This is a genomic window from Bordetella genomosp. 12, assembly GCF_002261355.1.
Classification (GTDB): Bacteria; Pseudomonadota; Gammaproteobacteria; order Burkholderiales; family Burkholderiaceae_B; genus Bordetella.
Genome location: NZ_NEVU01000001.1, coordinates 1028054 through 1039891, shown reverse-complemented (window position 1 = coordinate 1039891; position 11838 = coordinate 1028054). Strand labels below are relative to the sequence as shown.

Below are 11838 nucleotides of genomic sequence, written 5' to 3'. Positions count from 1 at the left end.
CGGCGCTTGCCTTGTCCGCCACGGCCATATAACCTTTTTGACTACCCTCTGTATTCATGTCCGTTTCTGCTCATGAAAGACGTCCTCAATCTCCGCCAGATCGAAGCCTTCAAGGCGGTGATCGAGCACGGCACGGTCAGCCAGGCGGCCACCGCGCTGGGCGTTTCGCAGCCCGCCGTGAGCAAACTGCTCAGCCATCTGGAGGCCGACAGCGGCCTCACGCTCTTTGACCGGGTGCGCGGCAAGCTCGCGCCCACCGCGCAGGGCATGCGCCTCTACCGCGAGATCGACCGGGTCTTCAACGGCTTGCGCCAGGTCGAACAGGCGGTCGAATCCATCCGCCGCGCCGAGCAGCGCACCCTCAACGTGGGCGTGCTCCCGGCGCTGGCCGGCGCCTTCACCCGCCGCGTGACGATGCAGTTCCTCAAGCGCCATCCCGATGTCCGCGTGTCCATCCAGAGCCGGGGCTCGCTCTTTCTGGCCGACTGGCTGGCCACGCGCCATATCGATGTGGCCCTGCTGGGCAGTCACGTGGACAACCCCTACATCGACCGCGAGCCGCTGTTCCGCCAGCCCCTGGTCTGTGCCATGCCCGTCAACCATGTCCTGACGCGCAAACGGGTGATCCGGCCGCGCGATCTGGCCGGCCTGCCCTTCGTGTCCTTCGGCGCGGACAGCCAGACCCATCAATTGGTGCAGCAGGCCTTCAACACGGCCGGGCTGCCCATCAATGTGGTGGTCGACACCAACACCGCGCCGACGGCCTGTGAGTTCGTCGCCGCCGGTCTGGGGGTGTCGCTGATCCATCCGCTGTTCGCCGAAGGCATGCAAAGCCGCCTCGTGCTGCGGCGCTTCGATCCGGAGCTGCATTTTCATTTCCAACTGTGCCGGGCTCAGGCGTCGCGCAACGCGGCGCTGATCGAAGATTTCGTGCAAGACGTGCGCGACACCGCCGCGCAAGTCTCGCGCGAAGTCCTTAAGGGGCAGTGACGCTGGTCTGCTCGGTGATGGGCGGCTGCAGATTGAGCGCGCCGCCCAGCTTGTAGCCGTACTTCACGCGGTCGCTGTGCACCCACACCTGCTTGAGGCCGAACAGCGGCACGGCGCAGACATCGGCGCGGATCTTGGCTTGCGCATCCTTCCACAGCGCCAGCTGCTTTTGCGCATCCGGTTCGACGCGGGCCTGGCGGATGGCATCATCGGCCACGCTGCAATGCGAGAAGTTCGACATCGCGCCCGGCGCGCCGATGGCCGCGGCCGAGTCGTAGAACTCGGTCAGATAGGTGTCGGCATTCGGGAAACGGGCCGCGCCGTAGAACACCAGCCCGCTCAGATCCTGCCGGCTCTTGGCCTGGTAGGTGGCATGGTCGACCACCTCCATGTCCAGCTTGATGCCGGCCTTGCCCAGCTGCGCCTGCACGATCTCCATGATGGGTTGCTGCGCCGAGATATTCGACACCACGGATTTGATCTGGATGCCGTTGGGGAACCCCGCCTCGGCCAGCAGCTTCTTGGCGCGCTCGACATCGTAGGCGTAGGCGCCCACACCGCAATCCTGGCCCAGATAGCCATTGGGCACGACCGAACAGCCCTTGTCGGCCACGTCCTTGCCGGCATAGCGCACGATTTCATCGACGTTGATGGCCGCGGCAATGGCCTCGCGCACTTTGGGATTGTCCAGCGGTTTGATGTTGCGGTTGACGTGCAGCGTGCGGAACTCGGCCGGCTCGAAAATATCGACCTGCATGCCGCGCTTGCCCGAACGCTCGACCCAGCGCTGCTCGCGCTTGCCCTGCATCACATCGATCTCATTGGACGTGAAGGCCAGCTCGCGCGCGCTGTCGGAAGGAATCATGCGGTACATGATGCCGGCCAGCTTGGGCTTGCCGCGGAAGTAATCATCGTTGGCCACCAGCTTGACGTATTGCTGCGTGACATGCTCGCCAAAGGCGAACGGCCCCGTGCCCACGGGCGTGGCGCCGAACTTGTCGCCCAGTTTCTCGGCGGCCTTTTTGCTCACGATGTTGCCGCCGTGGTAGTTGGACACGCGTCCCAGGAAGGCGGCGTCCGGGTACTTGAGCGTAAAGCGCACCGTGTAATCGTCCAGGGCCTCGACCTTGTCGATCAGCCCGAAGGCGGCGGCGAAGCTGGAGCGGTTGGGATCCGCGGCGCGCTGGATGGAATAGACCACGTCATCGGCCTTGAGCTCGCCGTAACCGCCGTGGAACTTCACGCCATGACGCAGATGGAAGGTCCAGGTCTTGCTGTCGGGCGAGGACTCCCAGCGCTCGGCCAGATCGGCCTCCAGCGCTTTCGGGTCGGCGCTGCCGGGCGGAAAGCGCACCAGCGCATTGAACATTTCAGCCGCCACGCCCTTGTCGGCCGTGGAGGTGGCGCGGTGCGGATCCAGCGTGGCGTTGTCGGCCGCACCGGAGCTCACACGCAGCATCTGCCGCGCATCGGCCCAGGCCGAAGAGGACAGGCCACAGGCCGCCAGCGCCACCACCAGACCGCAACGCATCAAGACTTTCCGCTTCATGGAGTTCCCCTGGATTTCGCCACATCTCAGCGTGGCCATTGTTGGATGTAGCGCAGACTAAAACCCGGACAACATGGCGTCAAAGTCCTTAAGCTGCACTGCCTATTCCGCAGGGTTATATCTCAAATGAAAACCCCCGCGTGTCCCTGGGAGACCCCTGCCCGGCTAGTGGTAACTACTGAGCCCGCGCGGGGGGGCCCGTCGAGGGTAAACACCGAGACCAAAACGCCGTGCGGCACGCGTCCGGAGGGTCAGGCCGGCGTCTGCCGCTTTGCGCCGCGCTACGATAGCGCCTGCCCTAACCTGACGGAACCTCGCATGCCCGCGCCCCTGATTGCCACCGCCGCCGGCAAAACCGAAACCCACCTGTTTGCCGGCCCGGCCGGCGACATCGAGGTGCTCGTGGACGCGCCCTGCGGGCCGCCGCGCGGCATCGCCCTCATCACCCATCCCCAACCGCTGCTGGGCGGCAGCCCGCGGCACAAGATTCCGCACCGCCTGGCCCATACTTTGCGCGACGACGGCTGGCTGGCCGTGCGCCCGGCGTTTCGCGGCGTGGGCGGCAGCGCCGGCCAATACGATCATGGCGAGGGCGAAAGCACGGACATGCTGGCCCTGGCGCGGGCGTTGCGAACCCAGGCGCCGGGCCTGCCGCTGGCACTGGTGGGGTTTTCGTTTGGCGCCTATGTGCAGGCGCGCGTGGCGCGCGCCCTGCTCGATGCCGGCACCCCCGCCGAGCGCGTGGCGCTGGCCGGTCTGCCCGTGGGCGAAGTGCCGGCCGAACGCTTCTACGACACGCCCGAACTGCCGGAATCGGTCACCCTCATCCATGGCGAACGGGATGCGCAGGCGCCCCTGGCCTTGCTGATGGAATGGGCGCGGCCCAGCGGGCATCCGGTCATCGTGGTGCCCGGCGCGGACCACTTTTTTTCCGGCGCGCTGCCGCTGCTGCTGAATCAGGTGCGCGCGCACCTGGCCGGCTAAAGGCTGGCAGGCGGCTGAAACCACGCGCTCCGGCAGGGGTAATGGACGCCCCGGCGGCAAAAGGCGGGACAATCGTTCTCGTCATCCCCTACCGGAGCGCCCCCCATGACGACGGAATACACCCCTCCCAAGGTCTGGACCTGGAACAAGCACAGCGCCAGCACCGCCTCCAATGCCTCCAGCCTGAACCGCCCCATCTCCGGCGCGACCCACGACAAAATCCTGCCGGTGGGCCGCCATCCGCTGCAGCTCTATTCGCTGGGCACGCCCAATGGCCAGAAAGTCACCATCCTGCTCGAAGAGCTGCTGGCGCGCGGGCACACGGGTGCCGAATACGATGCATGGCTCATCCGTATCGGCGAGGGTGATCAGTTCGGCAGCGGCTTTGTCGACATCAACCCCAACTCCAAGATCCCCGCCCTGATGGACCGCTCGGGCGCCACGCCCATACGGGTGTTCGAGTCCGGCGCGATTCTGCTCTACCTGGCCGAGAAGTTCGGCGATTTTCTGCCGGCCGATCCGGCGCAGCGTGCCGAGTGCCTGTCCTGGCTGTTCTGGCAGATGGGCAGCGGCCCCTATGTGGGCGGCGGCTTCGGCCACTTCTATGCCTACGCCACCGTCAAAATCGAGTACGCCATCGACCGCTTCACCATGGAAACCAAGCGCCAGCTCGATGTGCTGGACCGCCGCCTGGCCGATAACGCCTTTCTCGCCGGCGACACCTACACGATCGCCGACATGGCGGTCTTTCCCTGGTATGGCGGCCTGGTCAAGGGCTGGATCTACGACGCGGCCGAGTTTCTTGCCGCGCACGAGTACCGCCATGTGCTGCGGTGGGCCGACACGCTGCTGGCCCGCCCCGCCGTGCAACGCGGGCGCATCGTCAACCGCGTGCGCGGCCCGCTGTCGGAGCAACTGCCCGAACGTCACGACGCCAGCGACTTCGACAAGGTCGCCAAGGCCTGACGCCGCAGGCCCGCCCCAGGCGGGCCACAAATGCAACAGGGGCCCGCAGGCCCCTGTTGCATTTCAGACCGGAACGATCAGCCGACCACGATGAAGCGGTCCGCGTCGTTCATGAAGGCCTTTTCCGTCTGCGACGACTCGTTCGAGCCGAAGGGCATCTGCGCGCGCAGCTTCCACGAAGCCGGCACCTTCCACTCGCGCGCCACCACGCCGTCGATCAGCGGGTTGTAGTGCTGCAGGCTGGCGCCCACGCCGGCGCTGGCCAGGGCCGACCACACCGACAATTGGGCCATGCCGCTGGATTGCTCCGACCAGACCGGGAAGTTGTCGGCGTACAGCGCGAACTTCTCCTGCAGGCCGCGCACGACGTCCTGGTCTTCGAAGAACAGCACCGTGCCCACGCCGGCGGCAAAGCTCTTGAGCTTGGCTTCGGTCTTTTCGAAACCCTCGGCCGGCGCGACCTTGCGCACTTCGTCGGTGGCCAGGGCCCAGAGCTTTTCGCTTTCGGCGCCAAACAGCACCACGGCGCGCGAAGTCTGCGAATTGAAGGAAGACGGGCTGTGCTTGATGGCTTCCTGGATCAGATTGACCAGGGCTTCCTTGGACAGGGAAACATTGCGGCCCAGGGCGTATTGGGTGCGGCGCTGCTTGAGCGCGTCGAGATAAGCGTTGCTCATGACCTTATTGCCTTTGAGGGTTGAACAGAGAGGAGACGTGAGGGATTCTACCTAGCCAGCCAGCCGGGGTGCCAGCGTTTATTGCACTGCATCCGCACACCAGTACGGGACAGATTGTTCCAGCGCTGGCAACAGTGGCCGCCTCAGCGCGGCATGGCCTGCAGGCGCGGCAGCAAATCCCCGGCCTCGACCGCCTGGCCTTCGAGGTGCATTTGCAGGCTGCCGCGCGCGATCGTCAGCCGCAACAGACCCTGGCCGCCCGGGTAACGCCGCAGAGCCAGGACCAGGCAGTCTTCGTCCTCGCCGCTGACGCCGTAGAGATCCCAATCGCTGCCGGTCAGGTCGAACAGCCACTGGCCGTCGGAAGCGCGCCAAGCCCGAGGCGCATGGATCCAGTGACTCATGCGCACCTCGCGCGGTTGCACCGAAATCACCAGCTCGCCATCCCAATACGCCGTTTCCAGATCCATCGCCTGCTCCTTGCTCCCTGCCCTGTTCATGATACGGCCGCGGCGCGGGCGCTGCAGCACCGATTTCGACCCGAAAAACAATAACGATTACTATTACCGGTTTGATCCCCGGCCGGACGCGCGAGACAGCACGCCAGCCCAATCAGGCAAACGGCGAGATTCTGTGTGCAGCCCACGACCCTAGAAACCCTCTATATCGACCACCACTCCTGGTTGCGAGGGTGGCTGCAGCGCCGTCTGGGCAATACGGAACAGGCCGCCGACCTGGCGCACGACACGTTCATCCGCCTGCTGTGCAGCGAGCGCGTCCCCGCCGCCCTGGACGAGCCGCGCGCCTTTCTGACCACCGTGGCGCAGCGGCTGCTGTCGAACCACTGGCGGCGCGAAAAACTCGAACGCGCCTACCTGGAGGCGCTGGCCCTGGCGCCGCAGCCCCTGGCCCGCTCGCCGGAAGAGCGCGCCCTGCTGCTGGAAACTCTGTTCGAACTCGATCGCCAGCTCGACGGTCTGCCGGCCATCGTGCGCCGCGCCTTTTTGTTGTCGCAACTGGACGGCCAGACCCATGCCGAGGTCGCCGCGACGCTGGGCGTGTCCGTGCCCACCGTCAAACGCCACATCGTCCGGGCGCTGGCGCGCTGCTGCTTCGCCGACCTCGCAGCCTTCCGATGACCCTGCCTTCGACCTGGTACCGCAACGCGCCTGACGCCAGCGGCGTGTCGGCCGACGTGGCCGAACGCGCCCTGCACTGGCTGCTGGAGCTGCGTGAAGACAATTCGCCCCAGACCCGCCGGGCCTGGGAGCAATGGCATGACGCCCACCCCGACCACGCGCGGGCCTGGTCGCGCATCGAATCGGTGATGGGCCAGTTGCGCACGCTGGCCGCGCCCGACAGCGCCCTGGCCACCCGCGCGGCCCTGCTGCCGCGGCGGCGCCACGGTCTCAAGGCCCTGGCGGTGCTGGCCATGGCGGGCAGCTCGGCCTGGGCGCTGCGCGACACGATCGCCTGGCGCGAATGGGCGGCCGATCAACGCACCGGCACCGGCCAGCGCCGCTCGCTCAACCTGCCCGACGGCACGCGCATCCTGCTCAATACGCACAGCGCCGTCGATGTGCGTTTCGGGCCCGCCGAAAGACGCCTGTACCTGGTCGCCGGCGAAATCCTGATCACCACCGCGCCCGATCCGCACGTCCCGCCGCGGCCCTTTCTGGTGCAGACGCGCCAGGGCGTGGCGCGCGCGCTCGGTACGCAGTACAGCGTGCGGCAACACCCTCAGCAGACCTGCGTCAACGTCATCGCGGGCCAGGTGCAGATCGAACCGCGGGATCATCCCGCCCAGGGTCTGCTGCTGGAGGCCGGGCGGCGCGCCCGCTATACCGCCTCCGGCATTGACCAGGCCGGGCCGGCCGACGAACGCGACCTCGCCTGGAAAGACGGCTTCATCGTCGCTCGCGGGATGCGGCTGGCCGACTTTCTCACCGAATTGGGCCGCTACACCGACGACAGCCTGTCCTGCGGTTCGGAGGTGGCCGATCTGCGGGTCTCGGGTTCCTTCCCCACGGGCGACGCGGCCCGCGTGCTCGCGGCCGTGGCCGTCACTCTGCGCCTGCACCTGGACACCCAGGAACCGCTCTGGCGCGCGCGGCGGCTGCATCTGTCCTGAGCACTGTTACAAAAAACCCGTCCGATCGCTGATCTCTTTTGACGTCTCGCGGGTCATGAGGAGTGAACACCATCCTCAAGAAAGACCTGTCCATGAAACAACGCTCTCTTCTTTCCCTGCGCACCGTCACCCTGGCTACCCGCCTGGCCCTGGGCGCGCTGGGCGCGACCGCCTCCCTGGCCTGGCCCCTGGCCGCCCAGGCCCAGGCCGCGCGCCATTTCGACATCCCCGCCGGCACGCTCGAAGACGTGCTCGGGCGCTTTGGCCGCGAGGCCGGCGTCATGCTGTCCTTCCGTCCCGACGTCACGCAGGGTCTGGACAGCGCCGGCCTGCACGGCAGCTTCACCGTGCAAGCCGGCCTTGAACGCCTGCTCAGCGGCACCGGCATTCAGGTCCGCCCGCAAGGCGCCGGCGGCTACGTCCTCGAACGCAGCGGCGGCGTGGCCCAGTTGCAGGCCATCACGGTGGCGGCCGCCGGCGACGTGACCGCGCCCTACGCCGGCGGTCAGATCGCCCGCGGCGGCAGCCTGGGCATGCTGGGCAGCGCCGACGTCATGGACGTCCCGTTCAACACCACCAACTACACCGTCCAGACGCTGGAAAACCAGCAGGCGCGCACGCTGGCCGATGTGGTCGTCAACGAGGCGTCGGTCCGCACCCTGACCTCCAGCGGCGGCTTCGGTGAAGACTTCCAGATCCGGGGCTACACCGTGTCCAGCGGTGATGTCGGCCTCAACGGCCTGTTCGGCCTGACCTCCTCGAGCCGCATGCCGGCTGCGATCATGGAGCGGGTCGAAGTGCTCAAGGGGCCCGGCACCCTCATGAATGGCGTCGGTCCCAACGGCAGCATCGGCGGCGGCATCAATGTGGCGACCAAGCGCGCCGGCGACGATCCGCTCACCCGCGTGACCGCCACCTATCAGGACAAATCACAGCTGGGCGGCATGGTCGATATGGGCCGCCGCTTCGGCGACAACAATGAGTGGGGCATCCGCGTCAACGGCGTCTATCACAATGGCGACACCACGCTGGATGACGGCAGCCAACGCCAGGGCGTGGGCGCGCTGGCGCTGGACTATCGCGGCGAGCGGCTGCGCTGGTCGCTGGATGCCTTTACGCAACGCGAGCGCACCGACAATTTCCGCCCCCAGGTCGGCTTTCAGTCATCGGTGACCGAACTGCCCTCGCCGCCCTCGGGCCACCGCAATTTCTACCCGGGCACCCAGCTCAAACTCGAAGACTCCACCGTGGCCTCGCGCGTGGAGTACGACCTGAACGACGCCGTGACGGTCTACGCCGCCGGTGGCTACCGCTATGGCACCGCCGACCAGACCTTCCCGTCCGGCCCGGTAGACCCGGACGGTAATTTCACCGCCCGCAACGCCTTTTACGACTCATACTCGCGCACCTCCACCGGCGAAGTCGGGCTGCGCGCGCGTTTTGACACCTGGGGTGTCAAGCACAACCTGGCCCTGGGCGCGACGCGCCTGGATCAGGAGCTGGGCAATTTCTACATCACCTCGACGGGCACGGTGCCGTCGAACATCTACCACCCCACGCCGCTGCCCGACGTCGACGGCCATCGCGGCTCGCCCAACAAGGCCTCGGAGACCGCGCTCACCAGTTTCACGCTGGCCGATACGCTGTCGTTTGCCGATGACCGCCTGATGATCACCGGCGGCCTGCGGCAGCAGCGTGTGGCCCTGGACAACTACTCCACCGCCACGGGCGATCTCACCAGTTCCTATGACGAGAGCGCCGTCTCGCCGCTGGCCGGCGTGGTGTTCAAGCCCTGGTCCAATGTCTCGCTGTACGGCAACTTCACCTCCGGCCTGACGCGCGGCGGCGTGGCCCCCGCCACGGCGGCCAACGCCGGACAGGTGTTTGCACCCTATAAGTCCAAGCAGTACGAGGCCGGCGTGAAGGTCGATTGGGGCAGTGTCATCACGAGCGCCTCGGTCTTTCAGATCAAGCGCCCCAACTCCCTGACCGACCCGAACACCAACATCTACAGCTTTGACGGCGAGCAGCGCAATCGCGGTTTCGAGCTCGCGGCCATGGGCGAGGTCGTCTCGGGTTTGCGCATGATGGCCAGCGCGACCTTCTATGACGCCAAGATCACCCGCAGCGCGGGCGGCGTCAATGACGGCAACGATGCCAACGGCGTGCCCGACAGCACCTTCAACCTGGGGGTGGACTGGGACATGCCCTGGGTCCAGGGGCTGAGCCTGAACGCGCGCGTGATCCATACCTCGTCGGCCTGGTTCAACGCCGCCAACACCATCCGCCTGCCGTCATGGACCCGCTATGACGTGGGCGCGCGCTACAGCACGCGCGTGATGGGCCACGCAGTGGTGTTCCGCGCCAATGTAGAGAACCTGTTCAACAAGAGCTATTGGCTGGCCAGCGGCACCTACGCCTCCGTGGCCGCGCCGCGCGCCGTTCTGCTGTCGGCGCAGATAGACTTCTAGCACGCAAGCAAAGACCGGTGTCCAACCTTCTGTGAGAACCTCGGGAGGTTGGGCCCCCTATGCCGGGTGCGCGGTCGTCGCCTCGGGGAGCAGCTTTATGCCGCCTCAGGCGCTTCTACCCGCCGCATCGCGGGCGGCAACTGCCGGATGGACACGCCGGGCCGAGCCCGGGATCGCACCGGCCTATGCTGCGCTCGCCTGAGCACTTGCTGCGCCTGGTGTAGCGCGCCTTGGCGTGGCCCCCCCGAGGGCGGCAGGGGCCTCCTCATGAAACAAAAAAGCCAGGCCGTCAGGCCTGGCTTCGCGTCGCGGGCGGCATACCATGCCGCGCGGCACGGACGTTCAGAATGCGTAGACCATGCCCACGCTGCCGAACAGGTTCGTGCGCCGCTCGTTCAGCGGGCTGTCGCGCGCATCGCCCAGCACCGAGCTCACGCCCAGGTTGGCCAGCATGCTCCAGCGCGCATCGAAGCGGTAAGCCCAGCTGGCGAACAGCGACGCCGACTTGAAACCCGCGGACGGCGAGTAGGTCGACAGGCCTTCGCGGCTATTGGCGGCCTGCGAAGACGTCACGCCGAACCAGGTCTGCATATCGTCGCGGCTGCCCCATTGCGTAGCCGCGCCCACGCGCACGCTGTTGCGCTCGCTCTGCAGCACCGCATAGGAGGTGCGCAGCTCCAGCGCGCCGCCGTAACCGCTGCGCGCGGCCTGGCGATAGGCCGCGCCCAGGGAGTAGCGGCCCGGCGCCCATTCGACATAAGCGCCGTAGGCGGCATGGAACTTGATGTCGCCGATGCCACGGGTGCGGTCGGAGTCGCTGGCGTCGCGACCCAGGTTCGCGCCGATGAAGACACCCGCGCTCAGGTCAGGCGCGAGCGTGGTTTTCAAGCCCATGGCCGGCAGGCCCGCGCGCGGCGTGATGAAAAAATGGCCCGACTCATAATTGATGAGCGGCAGCGGCACGGTCCGGTACTTGCTCGACCCGTCATACACCGGGACGACGCCCACGCCCAGCCCGATGAAATTCTGGCTCTGCGCCATGGCTTGCGAGCAAGCCAACAGCGCCGCCGCTGCCAGCGCGCCTCTCGTAAACACTCCGACGTACATCAGGACTCCTTGCTTGCGTTGTGGGCAGGCTCATGCCCGCCGTTGCCGGCGATATTATCCGGGTTTGAATGCATTTCTCTCAGCCGCTGCGCCGCCAGCGTTGGCCGGGCGCGACAGTCGCGTCCCCGCAGCCCCTAGCGCGCCTGCCGCGCGTCGTCCAGCCACTGGCCGATCGCCGCCAGCACGGCGTCCTCCTGCTCGCGGTGCGGCACGTGGCCACACTGGGCAAACACCTGCTTGCGCCCGCCCGTCAGGCGGGCGATGCGCTCGGCGTGTTCCAGCGAACCGTACTCGTCGTTGTCGCCGTGCAGGGCAAGCACCGGGCAGCGGACCTGGGCCAGCTCGGCATCCAGATTCCACGACGCGAACTCGGGCGCCAGCCAGCTATCGACCCAGGCGCTGAGCACCCAGGCGGCTTTGTCGCCGTGATACTTCTTCAAGCGGTCGAGCTGGCCGGGCAGAGCGAAATCCTCGCGCGCCTGGCGGATGCCGCGCAGGGTGCGCGCTTCGGCAAAGACCTGCGCCGACTCGGTGATCAGGCCCCGGCAATCCTGCGCATCACCGCCCGCCGCCACGATGGCCATGCCCCCGCCCACGCTGTGCCCCATCGCGACAAACGGCCCGAAGCCCAATTGTTCGCGCAGGCAGCGCAGCCCCTCGCTCGCCTCCCGGCTGACGAAATCCAAGCCCAATCGTCCTGGATGCGGATCCGAACGGCCAAAGCCCAGCCGGTCATAGGCGATCACGTCGCGGCCGGCCGCCTGGGCCAGATGCTCGGGAAAATCGCGCCACAACGCCACGCAGCCCAGCGAGTCGTGCAGCAGCACGATGGGCGGCAGCCCGGCCGTGCCAGCCTGCCAGCGGCGGGCGAACAAACGCCCCCAAGCGGTCTCGATGAAGTGGTCCTGCGTCGTGAGCATGATGGCCGCCAGACAAGAAAGAGCACGATATTAGCGCCCTCGC

General features: G+C 67.0%; 11 protein-coding genes. 6 read left to right on the top strand and 5 right to left on the bottom strand.

Annotated features, from left to right (window positions below; genetic code table 11):
• Positions 1 to 72: 72 nt before the first annotated feature.
• Complete coding sequence (locus tag CAL22_RS04875) at positions 73 to 990, top strand: LysR substrate-binding domain-containing protein (protein WP_094810836.1); 918 nt, start codon at positions 73 to 75, stop codon at positions 988 to 990.
• Here the strand turns inward: CAL22_RS04875 and CAL22_RS04870 are convergent.
• On the bottom strand, positions 977 to 2539 hold the full coding sequence (locus CAL22_RS04870) for an ABC transporter substrate-binding protein (protein WP_244193782.1): 1563 nt from the start codon (positions 2537 to 2539) through the stop codon (positions 977 to 979). The two genes, CAL22_RS04875 and CAL22_RS04870, sit on opposite strands and share 14 nt — an antisense overlap.
• 318 nt (positions 2540 to 2857) lie before the next feature.
• Between CAL22_RS04870 and CAL22_RS04865 the strand changes: the two genes are divergently transcribed.
• Positions 2858 to 3523 carry an alpha/beta hydrolase gene (locus tag CAL22_RS04865; protein WP_094810834.1) on the top strand — a complete coding sequence of 222 codons (666 nt, stop codon included), beginning with the start codon at positions 2858 to 2860 and terminating at the stop codon, positions 3521 to 3523.
• 105 nt (positions 3524 to 3628) lie between these two features.
• Complete coding sequence (yghU, locus tag CAL22_RS04860) at positions 3629 to 4489, top strand: glutathione-dependent disulfide-bond oxidoreductase (protein ID WP_094810833.1); 861 nt, start codon at positions 3629 to 3631, stop codon at positions 4487 to 4489.
• A 77-nt stretch (positions 4490 to 4566) separates the two neighbouring features.
• Here the strand turns inward: yghU and CAL22_RS04855 are convergent, their stop codons facing one another.
• Both CAL22_RS04855 and CAL22_RS04850 read right to left on the bottom strand, forming a co-directional pair.
• A complete protein-coding gene (locus CAL22_RS04855) occupies positions 4567 to 5166 on the bottom strand; it encodes a nitroreductase family protein (RefSeq protein WP_094810832.1) in 600 nt (199 codons plus the stop codon).
• 143 nt (positions 5167 to 5309) lie between these two features.
• Entirely contained in the window at positions 5310 to 5636 is a 327-nt protein-coding gene (locus CAL22_RS04850) for a hypothetical protein (protein WP_094810830.1), read from the bottom strand.
• 165 nt (positions 5637 to 5801) lie between these two features.
• Between CAL22_RS04850 and CAL22_RS04845 the strand changes: the two genes are divergently transcribed.
• The 3 genes from CAL22_RS04845 to CAL22_RS04835 all read left to right on the top strand — a co-directional run bounded on the left by CAL22_RS04845 (position 5802) and on the right by CAL22_RS04835 (position 9768).
• Positions 5802 to 6305: a sigma-70 family RNA polymerase sigma factor gene (locus tag CAL22_RS04845; RefSeq protein WP_094810829.1), complete on the top strand. Its 504-nt coding sequence runs from the start codon at positions 5802 to 5804 to the stop codon at positions 6303 to 6305.
• Positions 6302 to 7297: a FecR domain-containing protein gene (locus CAL22_RS04840; RefSeq protein WP_094810828.1), complete on the top strand. Its 996-nt coding sequence runs from the start codon at positions 6302 to 6304 to the stop codon at positions 7295 to 7297. The genes CAL22_RS04845 and CAL22_RS04840 overlap by 4 nt, the downstream gene beginning before the upstream one ends.
• A 92-nt stretch (positions 7298 to 7389) precedes the next feature.
• A complete protein-coding gene (locus tag CAL22_RS04835) occupies positions 7390 to 9768 on the top strand; it encodes a TonB-dependent receptor (protein WP_244193781.1) in 2379 nt (792 codons plus the stop codon).
• Between the two features lie 342 nt (positions 9769 to 10110).
• Here CAL22_RS04835 and CAL22_RS04830 read toward each other — a convergent pair whose 3' ends face one another.
• Both CAL22_RS04830 and CAL22_RS04825 read right to left on the bottom strand, forming a co-directional pair.
• On the bottom strand, positions 10111 to 10875 hold the full coding sequence (locus tag CAL22_RS04830; RefSeq protein ID WP_094810827.1) for a MipA/OmpV family protein: 765 nt from the start codon (positions 10873 to 10875) through the stop codon (positions 10111 to 10113).
• Positions 10876 to 11009: 134 nt separating this feature from the next.
• Positions 11010 to 11795, bottom strand: coding sequence for an alpha/beta fold hydrolase (locus CAL22_RS04825; protein WP_094810826.1), 786 nt, complete (start codon positions 11793 to 11795; stop codon positions 11010 to 11012).
• Positions 11796 to 11838: the final 43 nt, after the last annotated feature.

Excerpts from the sequence above, each read along its gene's own strand:
- CAL22_RS04875 (WP_094810836.1), top strand. The coding sequence starts at position 73 with ATGAAAGACGTCCTCAATCTCCGCCAGATCGAAGCCTTCAAGGCGGTG.
- yghU (WP_094810833.1), top strand. The coding sequence starts at position 3,629 with ATGACGACGGAATACACCCCTCCCAAGGTCTGGACCTGGAACAAGCAC.
- CAL22_RS04850 (WP_094810830.1), bottom strand. The coding sequence starts at position 5,636 with ATGGATCTGGAAACGGCGTATTGGGATGGCGAGCTGGTGATTTCGGTG.
- CAL22_RS04865 (WP_094810834.1), top strand. The coding sequence starts at position 2,858 with ATGCCCGCGCCCCTGATTGCCACCGCCGCCGGCAAAACCGAAACCCAC.
- CAL22_RS04825 (WP_094810826.1), bottom strand. The coding sequence starts at position 11,795 with ATGCTCACGACGCAGGACCACTTCATCGAGACCGCTTGGGGGCGTTTG.
- CAL22_RS04840 (WP_094810828.1), top strand. The coding sequence starts at position 6,302 with ATGACCCTGCCTTCGACCTGGTACCGCAACGCGCCTGACGCCAGCGGC.
- CAL22_RS04835 (WP_244193781.1), top strand. The coding sequence starts at position 7,390 with ATGAAACAACGCTCTCTTCTTTCCCTGCGCACCGTCACCCTGGCTACC.
- CAL22_RS04870 (WP_244193782.1), bottom strand. The coding sequence starts at position 2,539 with ATGAAGCGGAAAGTCTTGATGCGTTGCGGTCTGGTGGTGGCGCTGGCG.
- CAL22_RS04855 (WP_094810832.1), bottom strand. The coding sequence starts at position 5,166 with ATGAGCAACGCTTATCTCGACGCGCTCAAGCAGCGCCGCACCCAATAC.
- CAL22_RS04830 (WP_094810827.1), bottom strand. The coding sequence starts at position 10,875 with ATGTACGTCGGAGTGTTTACGAGAGGCGCGCTGGCAGCGGCGGCGCTG.